General features: G+C 46.6%; 21 protein-coding genes. 20 read left to right on the forward strand and 1 reads right to left on the reverse strand.

The annotated features are described in order from the left end of the window. The first annotated feature begins 3 nt into the window (after window positions 1–3). Window positions 4–1,452: a cardiolipin synthase gene (cls, locus tag C8U37_RS01220; protein ID WP_108031465.1), complete on the forward strand. Its 1,449-nt coding sequence runs from the start codon at window positions 4–6 to the stop codon at window positions 1,450–1,452. A gap of 317 nt (window positions 1,453–1,769) precedes the next feature. Here the strand turns inward: cls and C8U37_RS01225 are convergent, their stop codons facing one another. Then, window positions 1,770–2,114, reverse strand: coding sequence for a hypothetical protein (locus C8U37_RS01225; RefSeq protein WP_108031466.1), 345 nt, complete (start codon window positions 2,112–2,114; stop codon window positions 1,770–1,772). Between the two features lie 533 nt (window positions 2,115–2,647). Between C8U37_RS01225 and C8U37_RS01230 the strand changes: the two genes are divergently transcribed. The 19 genes from C8U37_RS01230 to C8U37_RS01320 all read left to right on the forward strand — a co-directional run bounded on the left by C8U37_RS01230 (window position 2,648) and on the right by C8U37_RS01320 (window position 22,510). Continuing rightward, complete coding sequence (locus C8U37_RS01230; RefSeq protein WP_108031467.1) at window positions 2,648–2,968, forward strand: hypothetical protein; 321 nt, start codon at window positions 2,648–2,650, stop codon at window positions 2,966–2,968. Further along, window positions 2,955–4,919 (forward strand): V-type ATP synthase subunit I, encoded by a 1,965-nt coding sequence (locus C8U37_RS01235; RefSeq protein WP_108031468.1) that lies wholly within the window; start codon window positions 2,955–2,957, stop codon window positions 4,917–4,919. The genes C8U37_RS01230 and C8U37_RS01235 overlap by 14 nt, the downstream gene beginning before the upstream one ends. A gap of 28 nt (window positions 4,920–4,947) precedes the next feature. Further along, on the forward strand, window positions 4,948–5,424 hold the full coding sequence (locus C8U37_RS01240; RefSeq protein ID WP_425445653.1) for a V-type ATP synthase subunit K: 477 nt from the start codon (window positions 4,948–4,950) through the stop codon (window positions 5,422–5,424). A 50-nt stretch (window positions 5,425–5,474) separates the two neighbouring features. Then, window positions 5,475–6,065, forward strand: a complete 591-nt coding sequence (locus tag C8U37_RS01245; protein ID WP_108031470.1) for a V-type ATP synthase subunit E — start codon at window positions 5,475–5,477, stop codon at window positions 6,063–6,065. A gap of 12 nt (window positions 6,066–6,077) precedes the next feature. After that, entirely contained in the window at window positions 6,078–7,085 is a 1,008-nt protein-coding gene (locus tag C8U37_RS01250) for a V-type ATPase subunit (protein ID WP_108031471.1), read from the forward strand. After that, the gene (locus tag C8U37_RS01255) at window positions 7,075–7,386 is read left to right on the forward strand and encodes a V-type ATP synthase subunit F (protein WP_086985312.1); all 312 of its coding nucleotides are present in this window, start codon (window positions 7,075–7,077) and stop codon (window positions 7,384–7,386) included. The genes C8U37_RS01250 and C8U37_RS01255 overlap by 11 nt, the downstream gene beginning before the upstream one ends. 16 nt (window positions 7,387–7,402) lie before the next feature. Further along, window positions 7,403–9,187, forward strand: a complete 1,785-nt coding sequence (locus C8U37_RS01260) for a V-type ATP synthase subunit A (protein ID WP_108031472.1) — start codon at window positions 7,403–7,405, stop codon at window positions 9,185–9,187. Then, a complete protein-coding gene (locus tag C8U37_RS01265) occupies window positions 9,180–10,556 on the forward strand; it encodes a V-type ATP synthase subunit B (protein WP_086628161.1) in 1,377 nt (458 codons plus the stop codon). The genes C8U37_RS01260 and C8U37_RS01265 overlap by 8 nt, the downstream gene beginning before the upstream one ends. 6 nt (window positions 10,557–10,562) lie before the next feature. Then, window positions 10,563–11,198, forward strand: a complete 636-nt coding sequence (locus tag C8U37_RS01270; protein WP_108031473.1) for a V-type ATP synthase subunit D — start codon at window positions 10,563–10,565, stop codon at window positions 11,196–11,198. A 242-nt stretch (window positions 11,199–11,440) separates the two neighbouring features. Beyond that, the gene (gmk, locus tag C8U37_RS01275; RefSeq protein WP_108031474.1) at window positions 11,441–12,052 is read left to right on the forward strand and encodes a guanylate kinase; all 612 of its coding nucleotides are present in this window, start codon (window positions 11,441–11,443) and stop codon (window positions 12,050–12,052) included. Window positions 12,053–12,058: 6 nt separating this feature from the next. Further along, complete coding sequence (gene rpoZ, locus C8U37_RS01280; RefSeq protein ID WP_086628158.1) at window positions 12,059–12,274, forward strand: DNA-directed RNA polymerase subunit omega; 216 nt, start codon at window positions 12,059–12,061, stop codon at window positions 12,272–12,274. A 362-nt stretch (window positions 12,275–12,636) separates the two neighbouring features. Further along, the gene (gene priA / locus C8U37_RS01285; RefSeq protein ID WP_281257472.1) at window positions 12,637–15,042 is read left to right on the forward strand and encodes a primosomal protein N'; all 2,406 of its coding nucleotides are present in this window, start codon (window positions 12,637–12,639) and stop codon (window positions 15,040–15,042) included. Between the two features lie 11 nt (window positions 15,043–15,053). Then, window positions 15,054–16,007, forward strand: a complete 954-nt coding sequence (gene fmt / locus C8U37_RS01290; RefSeq protein ID WP_108031475.1) for a methionyl-tRNA formyltransferase — start codon at window positions 15,054–15,056, stop codon at window positions 16,005–16,007. Then, a complete protein-coding gene (gene rsmB / locus C8U37_RS01295) occupies window positions 15,997–17,361 on the forward strand; it encodes a 16S rRNA (cytosine(967)-C(5))-methyltransferase RsmB (RefSeq protein ID WP_108031494.1) in 1,365 nt (454 codons plus the stop codon). The genes fmt and rsmB overlap by 11 nt, the downstream gene beginning before the upstream one ends. Before the next feature lie 27 nt (window positions 17,362–17,388). Further along, window positions 17,389–18,156: a Stp1/IreP family PP2C-type Ser/Thr phosphatase gene (locus C8U37_RS01300; RefSeq protein WP_108031476.1), complete on the forward strand. Its 768-nt coding sequence runs from the start codon at window positions 17,389–17,391 to the stop codon at window positions 18,154–18,156. Next, complete coding sequence (gene pknB, locus C8U37_RS01305; RefSeq protein ID WP_108031477.1) at window positions 18,135–20,177, forward strand: Stk1 family PASTA domain-containing Ser/Thr kinase; 2,043 nt, start codon at window positions 18,135–18,137, stop codon at window positions 20,175–20,177. Before C8U37_RS01300 ends, pknB begins: the two co-directional genes overlap by 22 nt. 105 nt (window positions 20,178–20,282) lie before the next feature. Next, the gene (gene rsgA / locus C8U37_RS01310; RefSeq protein WP_108031478.1) at window positions 20,283–21,185 is read left to right on the forward strand and encodes a ribosome small subunit-dependent GTPase A; all 903 of its coding nucleotides are present in this window, start codon (window positions 20,283–20,285) and stop codon (window positions 21,183–21,185) included. Window positions 21,186–21,198: 13 nt separating this feature from the next. After that, a complete protein-coding gene (gene rpe / locus C8U37_RS01315) occupies window positions 21,199–21,858 on the forward strand; it encodes a ribulose-phosphate 3-epimerase (protein ID WP_108031479.1) in 660 nt (219 codons plus the stop codon). Further along, entirely contained in the window at window positions 21,848–22,510 is a 663-nt protein-coding gene (locus C8U37_RS01320; protein WP_170100142.1) for a thiamine diphosphokinase, read from the forward strand. Before rpe ends, C8U37_RS01320 begins: the two co-directional genes overlap by 11 nt. The last annotated feature ends 195 nt before the right edge of the window (window positions 22,511–22,705 follow it).

Consider the following 22,705-nt stretch of genomic DNA (forward strand, 5'->3'; position numbering starts at 1 on the left):
CATATGAGTATTTGGTCAATAATATTTACGGCAATCATCATTTTAAATACAATCGGTGCAATCATCACCGTCTTTAAAGAAAAAAGAGACGTCGCTGCCACTTGGGCATGGTTGCTGACTTTAAACCTGCTGCCGGTGGCGGGTTTCATCATCTATCTCTTTATAGGGAAAAAGATGTCAAAAGAAAACATCTATGATATGCGCACGCAAAAAAGCTTGGGGATGTCCCAGTTGGCGAAGGTCCAGATTGAGATGTTGGAGGATGAAGATCTGGCGCAAGGTTTGGTCGAAACCGACTATGCACAAAAAACGGCTATCCTGTTCCTGGAAAGTGATGAATCCATTTTGACTAAGGGGAACAAACTTGAAATATTCAAGACCGGTGAAGGTGTGTTTGATGCGCTCGTTCAGGACATCTACAAAGCTGAAGATCATGTGCATATGCTTTATTACACTTTTCGCTCAGACGAGCTGGGGAAACGCATTCTGGCTGCTTTGGAAGACAGGGCAGCAGCCGGTGTGGAGGTTCTTGTCGTTTACGATGCAATGGGATGCAGAGGGAATGATTCAAAATTTTTCAATAACCTCGAAAAATTAGGCGGAAAGACGGAAGTTTTTTTTGGGTCAAAAATACCTTTCGTCAATTTGCGGATGAATTATCGTAATCACCGCAAAATAATGGTGGTGGACGCCAAAGTTGCTTACCTTGGCGGTTTCAATATCGGCGACGAGTATTTGGGGAAAGGGGAACTCGGTGAATGGCGGGACACGCATATGAAGATAGAAGGCAATGCGGTCCTGACGCTTCAAAGCCGATTCTTCATGGATTGGAATGCGGTTGCCAAGCCAAAGAATCGGAAAGATTATGCAGAGGCCTATTTCCCGATTGCCGATAAAAAAGGCGATACAGCCATGCAGATTGTGGCAAGCGGGCCGGATGACGAAGATCAGACCATCAAAATGGGTTTTCTGAAGATGATCAGCCAAGCCAAGGAATCGATCTACATACAGACACCTTATTTTATACCTGACGAGAGTCTGCACGAAATGCTCAAAATCGCGGCCTTATCCGGTGTAAGCGTCAAAATCATGATTCCTTCGAAGCCGGATCATCCTTTCGTCTATCGGGCAACGGAATATTTTGCCAAAGACATCATAGAGTACGGTGCCGAAGTCTATATGTACCAGAACGGTTTCCTGCATTCAAAAGTGATCGTGGTTGACGATGAAATCGTATCGTTAGGTACGGCAAATATGGATGTACGCAGCTTCAAACTGAATTTTGAGATCAATGCCTTTATTTATGATCGTGAAGTGGCCGAAGAATTGATCGCGAATTTTGAAGAAGATCAGGAAAAGTGTATACGCGCAACCCATGATTACTTCGCAAAACAATCGAAGGGCCGGAAATTCAAACAGGCTTTTTCCAGATTGCTGTCCCCGATACTCTAGGGAATTGAAATAAGAAAAGCTGAACGGGTTCGTTCAGCCCTGAAAGAAATTTAGGAAATCGGTCCGACTGAGCATCGAAGAGCGCAATAGGACCGATTTATCTAATTTCCGAAGGGCTAACCCGTGAAGCTAGCCATCATTTTTGGATGCATGAAACACTTTGCAAACCTGTGAAACACCTGCGGTGATGCACTTTTAATTGCAAAAAATTATATACTTTCCTAGTATTATGACAAAAAGGAGTACAAGGCATCTCGTCTTTAACGGAATGCCTTGTACTCCTTTTTGTCTATGAATATATCATCAGCTGATGGGAATCAACCAAGTTGGATGGCCAAGATTTGGCTGATGTTCAGCAGATAAGTCACTTTTTTATCCGCGGTTGTGAACATAACCTGTCTTTTCAGGGTTACGCGGGAATTGAACTTGCCCCATACCAGTGTTCTTGTATATGCTTTCGGTCCCTGTTTTTCTTCGATCACAACATACACAGGGGTGTTATTTTCAAAGGCTTGATTAGCGAAACGGACAACCTGATGAATCGGCATCACTTTATCCAGGATGGCTTCATTGATGGAGTGGACGGACGACAGTGGGCGCAGGTATGATTTTTTGGAAGGAGTTTCGTTATTATTGGATACCGGATAGATGTAGTTTTGCATGTTGGTTCCTCCGAACGTGTGTTTGTCTTGTATACCCATTATAAGAACATTTGTTCTTTTTTGCAAGCTATTTATTTTGCGCGCAAAGAAATTTCAGGAAAGCAGGCGTGCAACTCAGCTTGCAGTTTTGTTGTTTCGGCTGCAACTGGCCCAAAAACTCCTCGTTATCAAGTAAAGTAGCGGCATGGAAAGAACGTGTTGGCCACCCATTAACTTTGAAGGAGGAAAAAAGATACGGACAGTACTTCGAGGAATCACCGTAAAAATTAGGCCACAAAAGAGACTCTCTGAGGAGGGCATGCATTGATGCATGCTTCTTGTGGATTTTTGTTCACAAAATGTTCATTTAACAATTTGAGTAAAATTAAGAAAGTTTCTTCCTATTAGATAATCTGCAGTGATTGTTGAAAACGCTCGAAATCGCGTTCAAATAGATTTGAATGGCCGTTACAATAAATGTATAATGAAAATACTGATTGGAAAAAATTTTTTTCCTAAGGAGAATCAAATAAGGGATGGGGGTGGAATGAAAGATGCAAATATTTGATGAAGTTAAAAAGATTGAGCAGGAAGCAACTGATCTTGAAATGGATTATCAGAACAAACTGCGCAAACTTGAACAGAATACGCAAGATAAAATAGGCGAAATGAAAAGGAATATCGAAAAAGAGTTAGCTACTTTTCAATCCGAAGAACTTGTGAAAAAATCAGAGCAACTGGCAATTCTCAAGAACGCTTCCGCAGAAAGTGAAAAATCGGAAATCGAGAAGTTGCAGACTCGGTTTAAAGCGAAAGAAGAAGAACTTGTGAATGCCGTTATTGGGGAGGTGATGAGGAAATATGGCAATCGCTAAAATGAAAAAAATTACTCTCATTTCTTTTCACGAAAAAAAAGAGCAGCTATTGACGGCTATCCAGACATTGCAAAGCTTAGAAGTCATCGATTTGCCTGCTGCAAAAGAAAATTTGCAATCCTTATCGCCTAAAGAACGAGAGTCAATTGAGCAAAATATCAAGAAGACCGAAAGTTATCTGGAAAATGTCACGGAAGCCTTATCTTTCTTGAAGTCATATCTGAAGAAAGAGTCTTTGATCAAACAGTATACAACCCCTAGACAATCCTTGTCTTTGGAAGAACTGGAAAAGGCTGTTGGCGAATTTTCTTCCGACAATGTTCTGGATAAAGTGTTGGGTCTGAAAGCCGAACAGAAGAAACTCGAAGATGCTAAAAAACATCTTTATGAACAAGAGGATTTCCTGCTTTTATGGAAAAAATTATCATTCAATCCGAGAGATACAGCAGCATTTGAACACATCGCGGTCAAAGTGGGCATGATTCCTCAGACGCTCTCCAACGATTACATCACAAACGTGACTTCCAATTCCTTGGTCTATACGGAAGAAATCTTCCAGAACAAAGATTCATTTGGAGCGGTGATTTTCTATGATCCGTCAAAAGATATTGATGTAAACGCTTTGTTGGACAGCAATCATTTCCAACCTTTAACGTATGAGTATGATTTGCCGCCTGCAGAGGCCTTGGCAGATGTTCAAAGCCGCATTCAGGATAACCGTGGAGCAAACAAACAGTTGTTGGCGGATCTTTCCGACATGAAAGCAGAAGAGTGGCAGTTAATGCTACTGTCCGAGTTTTATTATGCAAAACTGCAGCGGATCAAAAGCCAACAATTATTGGTCAACGAGAAACATCTCTTCGTTATCCAGGGATGGCTTGAGGAAGATAAAGTCAAAGAAATCAAGCTGGCGTTGACTGATACTGTCGCAGAGAATGAATATGCATTGACGGTTGATGATGCTGACGCTTCGGATGTTTCGGTCATTCCAACCGTTTTGAAGAACAATAAGTTGATCACTCCTTTTGAGAATATCACGGCCATGTACAGTTTGCCGAAATATGATGAAATAGATCCAACACCACTATTGACGCCTTTCTATCTCTTGTTCTTCGGAATGATGATTGCGGATGTCGGATACGGTCTGTTGCTCCTTATCGGAACATTGCTGGCATTGAAGTTCCTGAACTTCAATAAAGGTATGCGCACCAATCTGCTGTTCTTTCACATCCTGTCCTATCCAGCCATACTGTGGGGGCTAGTTTACGGCTCTTTCTTCGGAGTTCAATTGCCGTTTGTACTTTTATCTACGAGTAATGACGCCAATACGATCCTGTTGATATCGGTAGTGTTCGGTATTGTTCAGATCATGTTCGGTTTGGGGATAAAAGCCTATCTGTCCTTGCGCGATAAAAATCCGCTGGGCGCGATTTCCGACAGTATCGGATGGTTGGGTATATTTGTGGGCCTTATCTTCATCCTGTTCGGACAGATGCTTTTCCCTAGTCAGATTCTTGTGACCGTTGGTGCTGCAGTTGCCATCACAAGTGCGGTCGCGATCGTGCTTGCTACAGCTATGGCATCAGACAACAAAGCGTTGGGCGTAGGTGCCGGATTGTATAATCTTTATGGAATCACCGGATATATTGGCGACATGGTCAGTTACACACGTTTGATGGCGCTAGGTGTGGCTGGTGGCAGTATTGCGGTTGCCTTCAATATGATCATCGACTTCTTGCCAGTAGGGGCAAGATTCACCATTGGCGCGGTTTTGTTTGTGCTACTCCACAGCGTCAACTTTGGTTTGTCCATGCTGAGCGCATACGTGCACGGCGCACGGCTTGTGTTCGTCGAATTTTTCGGGAAATTTTATGAAGGCGGCGGAAAAGCCTTGGAGCCGTTGAAGACAGAAGAAAAATACATTTACTTAAAAAATAAAAAAGAAGCTTAGTTACTGGAGGAATTATAAAATGGAAAATATGACATGGTTACAATATTTCATCGACAACAATGGTGGTATGATGTTCGCGGCTTTAGGCGTTGCTTTGGCGGTTGGATTGGCTGGTACAGGTTCGGCTAAAGGGGTTGGTATGACAGGTGAAGCTGCGGCTGGCCTGATTAAGGAACAACCAGAAAAATTTGGTAAATCATTGATTTTGCAACTGTTGCCAGGTACCCAAGGTTTGTACGGATTCGTTATCGGCTTCCTGATTTATCTGCAAATGTCACCTGAAATGACCGTCGCTCAAGGTTTGTACTATCTGATGGCCGGACTGCCGATTGCTATCACTGGCTTGACTTCGGGTATTGCTCAAGGCCGTGTATCTACTGCCGGCTTGCAAATCTTGGCTAAGAGAGAAGACCAAAATACAAAAGGGATCATCTATGCGGCCATGGTTGAAACGTATGCAATCCTAGGATTCGTTATCTCATTCTTGATGGTATTGAACGCTTAATTCTCAAAAGCTCCAGAAGAATGAAAGAAAAAGTAAGGAGATGAGAAAGCGTGAAAGATCTACAATCCTTGTCTGAACAGATCCTGAATAAGACAAAAGCAAAAGGACAAAACAAGCTGGAGGATGCTGAAAAAATTTCTGTCGCAAAGATAGAAGAGAGCAGATTGACTCTGGTTGAACAACAAAAGGCGCGCAAAGCTGCCATTTTGAAAAAAGTTGCCAATGATTTTGATCGTGAGCAACAAACATTGAAGAATAAAGAACGCAATGCTGTTTTGAAAGAGAAACAGGTCATCCTTAAATCGGTCTTCCAGCAGGCTTTAGAAAAAATGAACACGTGGGATGAAACCCATTTTGCGCAATTCCTGAACGGTGTGCTTGCTCAGGCTGGCGATTCGAAGGCCTACAGCATTGTTCCGGGCGCAAAATCGATCGCCCACTTTAAGGGAAAAGAGTTGCAGCAACTGTTGGTCAAATATCCGGCTGTCAAGATTTCTGAGGAGTCCATTCCGAATAAAGCCGGATTCATCCTTCAGGAAGGCGGAGTCGACTACAACTATTGCTTCGATGATCTGATCGAAGATGTAAAGAACGACTTTGCAGCAGAGCTGGCAACTTTAGCATTCCAAGACGAAAAGTAAAGGAGGGGCACTATGCAAGAGATTGATTACAAAGGCGTCAATACGATACTTCGCACCTATGAATTAAAACTATTGGCGGAAGCGGATTACGATCGGATGCTGAAAGCCTCTTCTTTAAAAGATGCCTTGGATGTTCTGAAAGGTACCGGTTATGAGTTTGACGAGAAGGAAACACTGGTGAACAAAAATTTCGAAGGTTTTCTCATGAAACATCTGGCAGAGGTCTATCAGGACTTGTTCAGCATCACGCCGGTTGCTGAGATTGTGGAATTATTCGCGTTGCGCTATACCTATCACAACCTGAAAGTGTTATTGAAACAACGTTTTTCGGGGGAGGATCTGGAGCAGCTGTTGATACCTATCGGCAAATATTCCATCGGCAGTCTGAAGAAATTGGTCGAAACCGGCGACGGCAACGACGAACATCCGATTCTGATAGAAGGTGTTCAAGAGGCGATCCGCGATTTCGATGAAGGTCATCGCATCGAAGCGGCCACTATCTTTATGGATACTTATTATTTCAGGCATCTGCGCTCCATCAGCGACAAGATCCAACATCCGAGCATCACGAAAATGGTGGACGGCATAATCGACCTCTATAATCTTTCGACTTTGATCCGGAGCCTGAAACAAAGTAAGCCCCGCGGTTTTCTCTATACGGTCTTATCCAGTTCCGGTTCGATTTCGAAACGCGATTTGATTGAAGAATCGATCAACGGGCCAAGCGCGGTCATGCGCAAGCATTATTTCAGTAAAGAATACGGCACGCGCTTATCCAATATGATTTCCGAAACAACAAATGAAGTGGATACACAGAAGCTGGATAAACTCGTGGATGAACTGACCTATGAATTGGTTGCGGAAGGCTTGTACCAGCCATTTGGTCCGATTCCCTTGTTGGGTTATCTGTTTGCCAAAGAAAAGGAAGTCACCAATATCCGCCTGATTTTAGTGGGTAAAGACAATCAGATAGATGAACAAATATTGAGAGAGAGGATGCGACCTGTATATGGCTCATAATATTGCAGTTGTGGGAGATAAAGATTCCATCCTTCCTTTTAAGATTTTGGGTTTCGCAGTATTTGCATGCCATAATGCCCAGACTGCCCGTGAAACGGTAGATCGCCTGGCGATGGAGAATTATGGGATCATTTATCTGACGGAAGAAATGGCAAAAGAAATACCTGATACAGTAAGCAGGTATGACAGCAGTGTCCAACCAGCCATCATCCTGATTCCGAACCATAAAGGTACGTTGAATATCGGGAAAAGCCGCATTCAGGAGAATGTGGAAAAAGCAGTTGGACAGAATATCTTATAATTTGGAGGGGACTTTTTTGAAAAATGGAAATATAATAAAAGTTTCCGGACCTTTAGTTATGGCGGAAGGAATGGAAGAAGCGAACATCCAAGATATTTGCCGCGTCGGCGAATTAGGATTGATCGGCGAAATCATCGAGATGCGTAATGATGTCGCATCCATTCAAGTTTACGAGGAGACTTCCGGTATTGGTCCTGGGGAACCGGTAATCACAACAGGGGAAGCTTTGTCGGTCGAATTGGGACCAGGCATCCTGTCGCAGATGTTTGACGGGATCCAGCGTCCTTTGCATACGTTCCGTGAAATTACCCAAAGTAACTATTTGGTGCGTGGGACCGATATCCCACCATTGAAGAGAGAAAACGTCTGGGAATTCAAAGCCACGAAGAAAGTCGGCGATCACGTCATAGCCGGTGATATTGTCGGTACCGTGCAGGAGACGAAAGTCATCGAGCACCGGATCATGGTTCCTTACGGCATCTCCGGTAAGCTGACTGCCATCCAGGATGGCAGCTACACTTTGGATGACACGGCATATGTCATCGAAACCGAAGAAGGCCCGAAAGAATTGACTATGCTGCAAACATGGCCAGTCCGTCGCGGACGTCCGTTCAAGCAAAAAATGAACCCGCACACGCCGATGGTTACCGGCCAACGGGTCATCGATACGTTCTTCCCGATCACAAAAGGTGGAGCAGCCGCTGTTCCTGGGCCTTTCGGAGCAGGGAAAACCGTCGTACAGCACCAAATCGCAAAATACAGTGATGTGGACATCGTAATTTATGTCGGTTGCGGCGAACGCGGTAATGAAATGACTGACGTATTGAACGAATTTCCGGAATTGATCGATCCGAACACGGGCGAATCATTGATGGAGCGTACGATCCTTATCGCCAACACCTCCAACATGCCGGTTGCGGCGCGTGAAGCATCCATCTATACAGGCATCACGATCGCGGAATATTTCCGTGACATGGGTTACAGTGTAGCGATCATGGCGGACTCGACATCCCGTTGGGCAGAGGCCTTGCGCGAAATGTCGGGCCGTCTGGAAGAGATGCCTGGTGATGAAGGCTATCCAGCCTACCTAGGAAGCCGTGTAGCAGAGTATTATGAACGGGCAGGACGAGTGTTGGCTTTGGGGTCGGAAGATCGTGAAGGAAGCATTACGGCCATTGGAGCGGTATCGCCTCCTGGTGGTGACACCTCTGAACCGGTAACCCAAAATACATTGCGGGTCGTTAAAGTTTTCTGGGCGCTTGATGCCAATTTGGCACAAAAAAGACATTTCCCATCCATGAACTGGCTGACTTCCTATTCCCTTTACAATACCGAAGTCGGGGAATATCTGAACAATGCCTTACAGACAAAATGGTCAGAGATGGTTCAACATGCGATGAACCTTCTGCAGGAAGAATCGGAATTGGAAGAAATCGTCCGTTTGGTCGGTATCGAATCCTTGTCCGAAAAAGACCGCATGACAATGGCGGTCGCGGAATCGCTGCGTGAGGACTATCTGCAGCAGAACGCTTTCGATGATGTCGATACTTACACTTCCCGCAACAAGCAATTGGCGATGCTGGATATGATTCTGGACTTCGAAACAGAAGCGCGTGAAGCGATGCGTTTAGGCGCTTACTTCAATGAAATCATTGAGGGCACAGTTGAATTGCGCGACCGGATCGCAAGAAGTAAATACATCAGGGAAGAAGACCTTGCCGAAATGAAGAACATCAAGGCAGACATGAAGAAAAGATTGCATGAAATCGTTGCGGAAGGAGGGATGACGCACCATGCTTAAGGAATATAAAACAGTAACCGAAGTTGTAGGCCCGTTGATGGTTGTAGAGCAGATCGAGGGAGTCAAATTCGACGAATTGGTTGAAATCCAAATGCAAAACGGCGAAATCCGCCATGGTCAAGTTTTGGAAGTCAGCAAAGATAAAGCGATGGTGCAAATCTTTGAAGGCCCAAGCGGAATCAACATCAAAGACACCAAAGTCCGCTTCCGAGGAAAACCTCTTTCCATAGCTGTTTCTGAGGATATGGTAGGCCGTGTGTTCGATGGGATGGGCAATCCGATTGATGGCGGCCCGGAAATCATCCCGGAAATGAACTTGGATGTGAACGGACAGGCAATCAACCCTGTAGCGCGTGACTATCCGGATGAGTTCATCCAAACGGGTATTTCCGCCATCGATCACCTGAACACACTCGTAAGAGGACAAAAACTTCCTGTTTTCTCCGGTTCAGGTTTGCCGCATAAAGAATTGGCTGCACAAATCGCCCGCCAAGCGACGGTTTTGAACAGCGATGAAAAATTTGCGGTTGTATTTGCGGCCATGGGGATCACTTTTGAAGAAAAAGAATATTTCATGGAAGATTTCCGCAAGACAGGGGCGATCGATCGCTCAGTCATGTTCATCAACTTGGCGAACGACCCAGCCATCGAACGTATTGCCACACCAAAAATGGCTTTGACGGTCGCGGAATATCTGGCCTACGAAAAAGACATGCACGTCCTGGTCATCATGACTGACATGACCAACTATTGTGAGGCTTTGCGTGAAATTTCGGCAGCCCGTCGTGAAGTGCCGGGTCGCCGTGGTTATCCAGGGTACCTGTATACGAACCTTTCCACCTTGTATGAGCGTGCAGGCCGTATCATCGGCAAAAAAGGCTCCGTGACCCAAATCCCGATCCTTTCCATGCCGGAGGATGACATTACGCATCCGATCCCGGATTTGACCGGGTACATCACAGAAGGCCAGATCATCCTTTCGCGTGAGTTGAACAACTCAGGCATCAAGCCGCCGATCAACGTGCTGCCTTCCCTTTCACGTCTGAAAGACAAAGGTACCGGTGAAGGCAAGACAAGAAAAGACCATGCTCCAACCATGAACCAGTTGTTCGCGGCTTACGCAAAAGGAAAACAGGCAAAAGAATTGGCTGTCATCCTAGGGGAGTCCGCCTTGTCCAAGACGGACAAACTGTATGTGCAGTTCACGAAACGTTTCGAGGAAGAATACATCAATCAAGGATTCTATACGAACCGAACGATCGAAGAGACTTTGGCTTTGGGTTGGGAACTGTTGTCCATCCTGCCGGTAACGGAACTTAAGAGAATCAAGAGCGATATGATCGATGAGTTTATGCCGAAGGGAGAGTGATCGTCCATGGCTAGATTGAATGTAAAGCCAACCCGGATGGAACTGTCCAACCTGAAATCGCGTCTGGTGCTATCCACCCGCGGCCATAAATTGCTGAAGGATAAGCAAGATGAACTGATGCGTCAATTCATCAATCTGATCCGCGAAAACAATATCCTGAGGGATGAAGTCGAAAAAGAACTGACCGCCTCCATGCGTTCTTTCGTGGTAGCGAAGTCGCTTCTGAATGAGGCTTTCATTGAAGAATTGTTCGCTGTACCCGCTACGGCGGTTGAATTGGACATCCAAGAAAAAAACATCATGAGTGTCGTCGTTCCCCAAATGAACTTTTCGATAGCCGACAAAGACGATAAATCCACGGATTTGCAGTACGGCTACGTAAACTCAAACGGTGAACTGGATGATGCAATCAAAAAAATCGAAGACATCCTTCCGAAATTGCTTAAATTATCGGAAATCGAAAAAACATGCCAACTGCTTGCCGATGAGATCGAAAAGACAAGAAGGCGCGTAAATGCATTGGAATACAAAATGATTCCGCAGTTGCAGGAGACGATCCGTTACATCCAAATGAAACTCGAGGAGAACGAACGCTCCAGCATCGTCCGAATGATGAAAGTCAAAGACATGGGCGCTTCATGATGCCGCAAGAACAAGACAGGGATATCCTTGTCTTGTTCTTTTGTCTTTCCGGCGCTTTTGTGAGGCAACCGCGTCCCATTCAGGAGTGCCGTTGCTGAAAACGTTAACTAACAAAATGTTGGCGGAAGACTCCAGTAAAGGTTTTAACCTTGACGAAATTGTGTTAAACTATGAAATAATAAACAGAATGCCGCATTAGGCTGTACGATGCTGTAAAAATATAATTGGATGGTGGGCATTAAATGACAGAAAAAGGATTGTTGATTGTCTTATCCGGACCTTCGGGAGTAGGCAAAGGGACTGTGAGACAAGCAATTTTTTCTCGTGGTGAACGGGAGTTCATATATTCAATTTCCGCTACGACCCGCAAAGCGCGCGAAGGGGAAGTGGATGGCAAAGATTATTTCTTCAAGGAAAGAGAAGAATTCGACAGAATGATCGCCGATAATGAACTGTTGGAATATACCGAGTACGTTGGGAATTACTATGGTACGCCAATCGACTATGTAAGAAGAACGTTGGATACGGGAAAAGATATTTTTCTGGAGATCGAAGTTCAAGGTGCCATGCAAGTGAAGGAACGGATGCCTGAAGGGATATTCATCTTCTTGACCCCTCCTGATATGACCGAATTGGAATCACGGATCGTAAATCGCGGTACGGATGAGTCGCCGATCATCAAGCAAAGAATGGAAAAGGCTATTGAAGAGCTTAGTTTGATGCGGTATTATGATTATGCGGTAGAAAACGACACAGTAGAGAATGCGGTACAGAAAGTGCTTGGCATCATCCAAAGCGAACACTTGAAAGTTTCACGGATTCTGGATACCATCTGTGCGGATGAAAGGGAGTAAAATATTATGATGTTATATCCTTCGATCGATAAATTGTTGGAGCAAGTGGATTCAAAATATTCAATGGTCATTCTTTCAAGCAAAAGAGCGCATCAATTGCATGATCGCTCCGAGCCTTTATTGGACACTTACCAGTCATTCAAGAATGTCGGACGTGCGCTGGAAGAAGTAGTTGCCGGCGAATTGGAAATCGATCCAAAATCCATCATCCCTGAAAGATAATAGAATAGGAATGAAAAAAGACTACTGTTTTTGAACTTCAAAATCAGTAGTTTTATTTTTTTGATGCCGAAGCAAATTATAAAGCATTTTTAAACCAAAAGTGCATCACCGTAGGTGTTTCACAGGTTCGCAAAATGTTCCGTGCTTCCCAAAATGATGTCCAGCTTCACAGGTTAGCCCTTCGGAAATTAGATAAATCTGACCCATTGCGCTCTACGATGCTCATTCAGGGCCAGATTTCCTAAATTTCTTTCAGGGCTGAACGAACCCGTGCAGCTTTTCTGATTCCGAAAATCTCAGGGAAGACTTTATCGGCATAATTTAGTAATATAATGGTTAGAATATGAAGGGGAGGGCTTTATTTGCAAATTGCAAAAGTGATTGTCGATATACCTGCAATGCAGACCAATCGTCCCTTTGATTATGCGATCCCTCCTGCTATGGAGCATAAATTAGGCAAGGGCATGCGCGTTGAGGTGCCTTTCAACAAGCGCATCATCCAAGGGTTCATCACGGAAATTTCTGATCACACCGATTTTGAAGGGGAACTGAAAGAAATCATCCAACCATTGGATATCGAGCCTGCATTGACCGAAGAACTGCTTCTGTTGGGCGAGGAAATGGCGGAAACCGTTTATGCCTATCGGATCCATTGTTACCAGACGATGTTGCCGCCTTTGATGAAGGCGAAGTACGAAAAAGAAATTGAGATTGTCGATGAATTGGACGAGGGCACCTTCTACGGACTTTTTCAAGGGAAAAGCAAAATGAGTTGGGAAAATGCCGTCGACCGTGGTATTTTGCCGCAACTGATCGAATTGAAGCGAGCCGGGAAGATTGAAGTCAATTACATCCTGAAAAACCAGGCGAAGGCAAAAACGGTGCAGGTCTATTATTCCGATCTGGAAATGGACAGTCTGGAAGACGCCTACCGCAGCCTGAAAAAATCAGCTAAGCAACAGCAAGCCTTGTTGGCGGCAATCATGTCCATGAACGGAACCCCGTTGACGTCCAAGGAATACAAGGATCAATTCGACATCGGTTCAAGCGCAATCCGGACCGGCGTAGAGAAGGGTTGGCTCAAAGCAGCGGACCGAGAAATACTCCGGGATCCTTTTAAGGATAGGCTATTCCAAAAAACCGAAGCGCTGCCCCTTTCGGACGAACAAACGGCAGCTTTTCAGACGATGGGTGCCAGCATCAGGGAAGAACGGCATGAGATTTTTCTGCTGCAAGGCGTTACGGGAAGCGGAAAAACCGAAGTCTACCTTCAATTAATCGCTGAAGTGATCAAACAAGGCAAGACCGCCTTGATGCTCGTCCCCGAAATCGCTTTGACTCCGCAGATGGTCAACCACTTCAAGAGCCGCTTCGGAAACCGCGTGGCAGTGATGCACAGTGCGTTGTCAGCGGGGGAGAAATACGACGAGTGGCGCAAAATCCACCGCGGCGATGCCGATGTCGTAGTTGGCGCGCGTTCTTCCATTTTTGCCCCGGTTGAGAATCTCGGCATCATCATTATGGATGAAGAACACGAGAGCACGTACAAGCAGGACGAAAATCCGAAGTATCATGCCAGGAACATAGCAATCTGGCGCGGGCAGCACAACCATTGCCCGGTTGTCTTGGGCAGCGCCACGCCTTCGCTGGAGTCGCGGGCAAGAGCGCAAAAAAAGGTTTACACATTGGTCGAATTGAAGGGACGCTTCAATCAGCGCGCGCTGCCCCAAGTCGAGATTGTCGATATGCGTGATGAGTTCAAAGCGAACAACCGCAGCAGTTTTTCCATGGTGCTGCAGGAAAAGATCACGGATCGTCTACAGAAGAAACAGCAGATTGTGCTGATGCTTAACAAAAGAGGCTACTCCTCTTTCATCATGTGCCGGGATTGCGGCTTTGTCCTAGAGTGCCCGAACTGCGACATCAGTCTGACTTTACATATGGACAGCAAAACGATGAAATGCCATTACTGCGGCCATGAGGAAGAAATCCCCAACACCTGTCCGAAATGCAAGGGCCACAATTTCCGTTATTACGGCACGGGAACCCAAAAAATCGAGGAAGAACTGCAGATGCTCTTCCCTGATGCGCGCATTTTGCGTATGGATGTGGACACCACCCGCAAGAAAGGCGGCCACGAGGCTATCCTGTCGGCATTCGGAAGAGGAGAGGCCGACATCTTGCTGGGTACGCAGATGATCGCAAAAGGATTGGACTTTCCGAACATCACGTTGGTCGGCGTCATCAATGCGGATACTTCATTGGGGCTGCCGGATTTCCGGTCTTCGGAAAGGACGTTCCAGCTGCTGACCCAAGTCAGCGGACGGGCAGGTCGTGCGGAGTTGTCCGGTGAGGTGGTCGTGCAATCCTACAATCCGGATCATTACGCCATCCTGTTTGCCCAACAACATAATTACGAAGGCTTTTACCGTACCGAGATGTCGCTCCGGCATAAAGCGGGTTATCCGCCTTATTTTTACACCGCGCTCATCACCGTAAGCAACCCCGACGAAAAGAAAGCGCAGAAGAAAATTTATGAAATCCATGAGATTCTTCAAAAAAAGCTTGAGCCTGACACGATCATGCTCGGGCCATCCAAAGGGTCCATCGCGAGAGTGAACAACCGCTATTATTTTCAGATATTAGTGAAATACAAACAGGAAACCAAACTACATCCGGCATTGAAACAGATTTTGGATGAGTCACAAAAAGAAAATGCACGCGGTCTCTATATTTCGATCGATTCAGAGCCGGTCAATTTCTTCTAGGAGGTATACAAATGAAAAAAATCATTTTTATGGGCACCCCGGAATTTTCAGTGCCCATTTTAGAGGCTTTATTGCAGCATGAGTATGATGTGATCGCAGTTGTCACCCAACCGGACCGCCCGGTAGGCAGAAAGAAAATATTGACGCCTTCTCCGGTGAAGGAAGCCGCACTGAAGCATGGTCTGCCGGTCTATCAGCCGGAAAAAATTTCCGGTTCACCCGAAATGGATGAGCTGCTTGCCTTGAAGCCGGATCTGATTGTGACAGCGGCCTATGGGCAATTTTTGCCGGTCAAGCTGCTGAACGCTCCGCGTTTCCGCTCCATCAATGTGCATGCTTCTTTGTTGCCGAAATATCGCGGAGGTGCACCGGTACATTACGCCATCATCAACGGGGAAAAAGAGACCGGCGTCTCCATCATGTACATGGAGAAAAAAATGGATGCCGGGGCTGTGTTGGCGCAAAAAGCCATACCCATCACCGAGGCAGATGATGTCGGGACGATGTTTCTGAAGTTGAGCGAACTGGGCAAAAATCTCTTGATCGATACATTGCCTGATTTTTTCCAAGGCAAACTTGTGCCGCAAGAACAGGATGAATCTGCAGCCACTTTTTCGCCGAACATCAAGCGCGAAGAGGAACGCATCGATTGGTCCAAAACGGCCGCGCAAGTGGCCTGCCAAGTCCGGGGCATGCGTCCATGGCCAGTGGCGCATACGCTTTTGGACGGGCAAAGGATCAAAGTATGGGCTGGACAGGCTGTCGAACCTACTACGAACGATGAACCCGGAACAGTGTTTGCAACAGACAAGGAAGCTCTGTATGTGGCATGCGGGGAAGGCACAGTCTTCAAAATGACGGAACTGCAACCTGCCGGAAAAAAACGCATGTCAGCGGCAGACTATTTGCGCGGCAGCGCCTGTGAAATCCATGAAGGCACAAGGTTTGAAGCGGATGGACAATAAACTTAAAAACAAAATCAAGCACACAGTCCGTTATCTGGCTGTCGATATATTGGAAAGCGTAGAGAATGAAGGTGCGTATTCCAATCTGCTGCTGAACAAAGTCATTCAATCCGAAAAGTTGTCACCAAAAGATGCCGGCTTATTGACTGAGATTGTCTATGGCGTCATCCAGCGAAAAATGACTTTGGATTATGGCCTTTCTGCATACATCAAGGATCCCAAAAAACAACTTTCTTGGGTCACTAATTTATTGCGTGTCTCCGCCTATCAGATGGTCTATTTGACGAAAGTTCCGGATCATGCCGTCCTTTTCGATGCGGTTGAGATAGCTAAAGCTAAGGGCCATGCGGGCATCGCCAGTTATGTGAACGGCGTACTGCGGAATGTGCAGCGGAATGGGCTGCGCGATTGGAAATCGATCAGCAATGCCAAGAAACGCATCAGCGTAGGGGCCAGCTTGCCGAAGTGGCTCGTCGCCTATTTCATTGAAAAAATCGGTATCGAGGAGACCGAAAAAATGGCTTTTTCTTTATTGGAAGATCCATTCGTATCGGTCAGATTGCAGTCACAGGCAATGTCCCGGGAAGAAGCTCTTGAACTGTTGCAAACAGATGGTTATGATGTGGTCCCAAGTCCGGTTTCACCTTCGGGCATCCGGATCCGCGGCGGAAAAATCGTTGACTCCCCGTTATTCAAAGAGGGCGTCCTTACGATTCAGGACGAATCGAGCCAATTGGTCGCACCGGTTGGAGAACTGGAAAAGGATTTTCTGGTTTTGGACAGCTGTGCCGCACCGGGTGGGAAGACGACGCACATGGCAAGTTATCTCTCGGCTTCGGAAAACGGCAAAGTCATCGCTTTGGATATGTATGAGCACAAGATAAGCTTGATCAACCAAAATGCCGATCGGCTGCATGTAGCCGATCGCATCGAAACCCGGGTGATGGATGCAAAAGAAGCAGGCAAAGCATTTGCACCGGAATCCTTTGACGCCATCTTCGTGGATGCACCCTGTTCGGGGTTGGGGTTGATGCGCAGAAAGCCGGAAATCAAATATGTGAAAAATGCGCAGGACTTTTTGGACTTGCATCAAGAACAACTTCGGATACTGGACTCTGTAAGTTCGTTGCTAAAAAAAGGTGGACGTTTAGTGTACAGTACATGTACACTAACTAAAGAAGAGAATCAAATGACTGTCCAGACATTCATTGAAAATCATGCCGAATTTGCAATCGTCCCGGTACGCTCCGATTATTTGGATAAAAAATCTTTCACTCCTGAAGGATTTGTGCAGATATATCCGCATGATTACGGAACTGATGGATTCTTCATCAGCTGTATGGTAAAAAGGTAAATGATAAGAAAGAATTGAGGGGAAAGAATGCAGATAGCCTTCAAAAGTGATAGAGGCAAAAATAGAGCAATCAATCAAGATTATGTGAGTTATTTCGTGAATGAAGCCCAGCAGCCGCTCATGATCGTATGCGATGGCATGGGTGGCCATAAGGCTGGCGATGTCGCCAGCGAAATGGGGGTATCCCATCTGGGTGCAGCTTGGAAAGGATCCCGTTTCACGAACAGCGAAGAACTGTCCCGTTGGCTGATCGCCAACATCCAGCGCGTCAATGATCTGGTTTTTCAAAAATCGTTGGATTACAGCGACCTGGATGGAATGGGTACGACTTTGGTGGCGGCAGCCGTCGTGGGCAAGGAAATCATTATTGCCAATATCGGCGACAGTCGGGCTTATGTCTACAGAAATTATAAACTCCGTCAAATCACGGAAGACCATTCCTTGGTGAATGAATTCATCAAATCAGGGGAAATAACCCCGGAAGAAGCGCAGCATCATCCAAGAAAGAACATTTTGACGCGCTCCTTGGGCGTTTCCCGGAAACTGGATATCGATATCATGGCCATGCCGCTTGTGCAGGGGGATCTGTTGTTGCTTTGCTCCGATGGGTTGACCAACATGATGGATGATGAAGAGATCGCCCAAATTCTGAAGGATTGGCTTCCTCTTGAAGAAAAAGTCCTTTCATTGGTCGATAAAGCGAATGAGGCTGGCGGTCTGGACAACATCACAGCCCTTTTGGCTGATTTTACGGATAGAGAGGGGGAAGCGCTGTGGAGGCAGGAAAGAAATTAGGCGGCCGCTATAAAATCGTCCGGCATATCGGAAGCGGCGGGATGGCGAACGTTTACCTGGGCCATGATCTGATTCTGGATCGCCCGGTCGCCATCAAAGTATTGCGCTTTGACTTCCGCGACAACAAGGATGCCCTGCGCCGTTTCCAACGTGAAGCCCTCTCAGCCACCCAATTGATCCATCCCAACATCGTAGGTGTGTATGATGTGGATGAAGAAGATGGCTTGCAATACATCGTGATGGAATTCATCGATGGCACGGATCTGAAAAAATACATCGACATTCAAGGCAGGGTTTCGCCGGAGAAGTCGATCCATATCATGCACCAAGTTTTGTCGGCTGTGGCATTGGCCCACAAAAACCGGATCATCCATAGGGACATCAAGCCACAGAATATTCTGATCGATAATCAAGACCGCATCAAAATTACCGATTTCGGCATTGCGGTTGCGTTGTCGGAAACATCGATCACCCAGACGAATACGCTGTTGGGCTCCGTTCATTACTTGTCTCCTGAGCAAGCCAGAGGCAGCATGGCCACTTCAAAATCAGACATCTACGCTTTAGGGGTTGTCCTGTATGAATTGCTCAGCGGGACGGTTCCTTTCGATGGGGAGTCGGCCGTCAGCGTCGCCCTCAAGCATTTTCAGGAACCGATGCCTTTCATCCGGGAAAGCCATCCGGAGATTCCTCAAAGTTTGGAAAATGTCATTCTGAAGGCCACGGCGAAAGAACCGCTGGACCGTTACGCTACCTGTGAAGAAATGATGGCGGATCTCGATACTTGCCTGAATGAGGAACGCTTGCACGAAGCACCTTTTATGCCGGTATCCTTGTTGCAGGAAACTAAAGTACTCACCCCCCTATCCGCTGAAGTAGTGGCCAAAGCGGACAGCGGTAATACGCTCGTTTCGCCGCCACCGAGCGTGAAAGCTGAACCGATCCACGAATACGAGTCAGGGCGAGAGGCAGCTGGAGGCAAGAAAAAACGAAAGAACTGGACATTCGTTCTCTTCGGAGTGTTGCTGCTGGGCCTGATCGCCAGCTTTTTCCTCTTCTTTTACAATAACCAGGAAGCAGATGCGCTGACTGTTCCGGATGTGTCCAATATGGATCAAGCCAGCGCACGGCTCGCATTGGAAGACGCAGGATTGGTTTTGGGGGATATAACGGAAGAACACAGCGATGAAGTCGAAGAAGATGCAGTCATTGAAACATCACCAAAAATCGGTGCAGCTGTTGAAGCCGGCGCTGAAATCGACCTGATTATCAGTCTGGGCGAGGAATTGTTCACGCTTCTCGACTATGAAGGCCAAGAATATGAAAGTGTTCTGGAAGACTTGCGTAAAGAAGGCTTTACGATCGAAAGGACACACGAATTCAGCAGCGAAGTCGCTGCAGGCAATATCATCAGCCAAAGCTTAGCGCCTGGCGCGGAAGTGAGGCCAAGCGAAACTACGCTGTCTTTTCTTGTGAGCGACGGAAATGAATCCTATACGATGCGCGATCTATCGGGGTATACGCGAAAAAGCGTCGAGGATTATGCAGGGCAATACGGGCTCGCATTGACGGTCACTGAAGCTTATTCAGATACGATTGCTGCCGGCCTGGTGATAAGCCAGAGTCTCGCCGGTGGGACGGCTTTTGTATCCGGCGATGCCTTGAGTGTGGTGATTTCGATAGGTCCTGAAGAGCCGCAAGTTGTTTCCTTCAGCCGCACCATTACGATTCCTTATCTCGCAGCAGCCGTGTCGGAACCTGTTTCCGAGAGCAGCAACAGTCAAGGCAGTGGAAATGCGGACAGCAATGCAGCCATCGGTAGCTCTTCTGATGAGCCGAACCATATCGTCATCTACATAGGGGACGAAGATCATGCCCTCAGTGACGTATTCCGTGAGTTCGATATAGCGGCGGATGAGGTCGTGACGTTGAATTTCCGTATTCTGGAAGGCAGCTCCGCTTCCTACCGGATCGAAAGGGATGGCGAAGTCATCAACGAAGCTTCTGAACTAACACAATAGAAACAAATAGGCTACAAAAAATGACAAACATCAAAATGGTTTGTCATTTTTTTATAGAACAGTGTAGAATAGAGAGAAAGAACTAAACTAGGAGGCGTTGTCGATTTGCAAAAAGGACAAGTCAGGAAAGCAATAAGCGGATTTTATTATGTGTATGTGGACGGTCAAACGTATCAGACGAGAGGAAGAGGGAACTTCCGCGTGAAAAACATGGCTCCGCTTATTGGGGATTTTGTCGATTTCGAAAGTGACAACTTAACGGAGGGCGTTCTGCTGGACATCTACCCAAGGAAAAATGAATTGATTCGCCCGACAGTGGCGAATGTCGATTTTGGCGTCATTGTGATGTCGGCGATCGAACCCGATTTTTCTTCCTATCTGGTGGATCGTTTCTTGGTTTACCTGGAAGCAAACAACATCAGTCCCATCATCTACGTTACGAAAATTGATCTGTTGGATGAAAAAGCTAAGACGGACATGCTTCAGTACAAAGCCTATTATGAATCGATCGGATACAAAATGATTTTATCGGATTATCCTGAAGGAGCCTCGTCTTTGGAGTCGCTGGTCAGGACCATGGGCAAAGGGATGGCGGTGTTTATGGGCCAATCCGGCGCCGGGAAATCCACTTTGTTGAATCAACTGATGCCCGAATTGGATTTGCTGACAGGCGAAATCTCGACCGCCTTGGGCAGGGGCCGCCATACGACGCGGCATGTCGAGTTGCATCCTGTTGGGGAGGCTCTGATTGCCGATACCCCTGGTTTCAGTACAATCGACTTGATCGACATTGAAGCGGTCGATCTGCCTTCCTTTTTCCCGGACTTTGAAGCGCTGCGCGATCAATGCCGATTCGGCGGCTGCATGCACATCAACGAGCCGAATTGCAGGGTGAAAGAGGCCGTTGCCTCCGGAGAGGTTGCCCCATACAGATACGAACACTATCTGCAATTCCATGAGGAAATCGTCGGACGCAAACCGATGTACATAAAAAAAAATAAGAGATAAGGTGTGTGTGAAAATGAAAATTGCTCCATCCATATTAAGTGCTGATTTCGCGAATTTAGAGCGGGATGTCAAGTTGGTCGAACAAGCTGGTGCCGATTATATCCACATCGATGCCATGGACGGCCAATTCGTCGCCAATTTGACGTTGGGCCCAAATGTTGTGCAGGCAATCCGTCCGCACACAAAATTACCGTTGGATTGCCATTTGATGGTAAACACACCCGAAAATTTGATCCCGGCTTTCGCCAGAGCCGGCGCCGACATCATCACAATCCACGCGGAAGCTACGGCGCACATCCACGGCGCGATCCAGATGATCAAAAATGAAAACATTGCGGCCGGCGTCGTCATCAATCCGGGCACAAGCGTAGACGTCATCAAACCCGTTTTGGGCGATGTCGATATGGTGCTCGTCATGACAGTCAACCCGGGCTTTGGGGGCCAAGGCTTCATCGAAAGCACGTTGGACAAAATCCAAGAGCTGGCTTCTTTGCGCGAAAAGCATGGCTATCATTACGAAATCGAAGTCGATGGCGGCATTACACATGAGACGATCGTCAAGTGCATCAAAGCAGGTGCGGATGTATTCGTAGCCGGTTCCTACATTTATGACGATGAAAATCCAGCAGCGGCCATCAGCCGATTGAAGGATGCTTGCCATAATGCGGTCTGAGAAAGTGGTGATTGTGGTCGGCGGCGACCAGACGGATGTCGCCGCCTTGGTCCACCGTTTTTCGGAAAGTCATCGGTTGATCGGTGCGGACCGCGGAGCATTGACTCTTGCCGAGCTGCGCACACATTTCGATGCGGCCATCGGGGATTTTGATTCCGTCACCCCGCAAGAAATGGAAGAAATCAAAAAGAAAAGCCGCGTCTGCCGCATCCTTCCTGCGCAAAAAGATGAAACGGATACTGAGGCGGCCATTGCCTATGCGATCGAAACGTTCAATCCGGAAGAAATCATTCTTCTGGGTGCCTTCGGAGGGCGTTTGGACCATCTGATGAGCAATTTGTGGTTGGCGTTCCATCCGGTCGTGAAAGGGATGGCAGGCAGAATCAGCCTAATGGATCGGCATAACACCTTGCGGTTTTATATGCCCGGCAGTTATGTGCTGGAAAAAGAAACGGATAAAAAATATTTGTCGTTCATTGGCATGACTCCCATCAAGAAATTGACCCTGACGGGAGTTGTCTATCCTTTGAACGGAAAAGATTACGATTACCCGATCGCTTTGGTCAGCAACGAGTTTGAAGAGGCCGAGATGCATTTTTCTTTTGAAACCGGTGTTCTGGCCGTCATCCAAAGTGCTGACAAACGCAAATAAAGCAAAGAGGCCGCGGCCTCTTTGCTTATTTTTCTGAACGGTAAACAAAAAAAAGGGTTCTATAATAAATGGTGTTGATGAAGTAAATTTCATCAACACCTTTTTTGTGAAAAGTGCAAAAAAAAGGACAAATGAAATACTCTGTTAAAATAAAGGTGACTAAGCCAGATATTTTAAGGAGTGATTTCATTTGTC

Origin of the sequence: Trichococcus patagoniensis (assembly GCF_003051085.1) — a bacterium.
GTDB classification, from domain to species: domain Bacteria; phylum Bacillota; class Bacilli; order Lactobacillales; family Aerococcaceae; genus Trichococcus; species Trichococcus patagoniensis.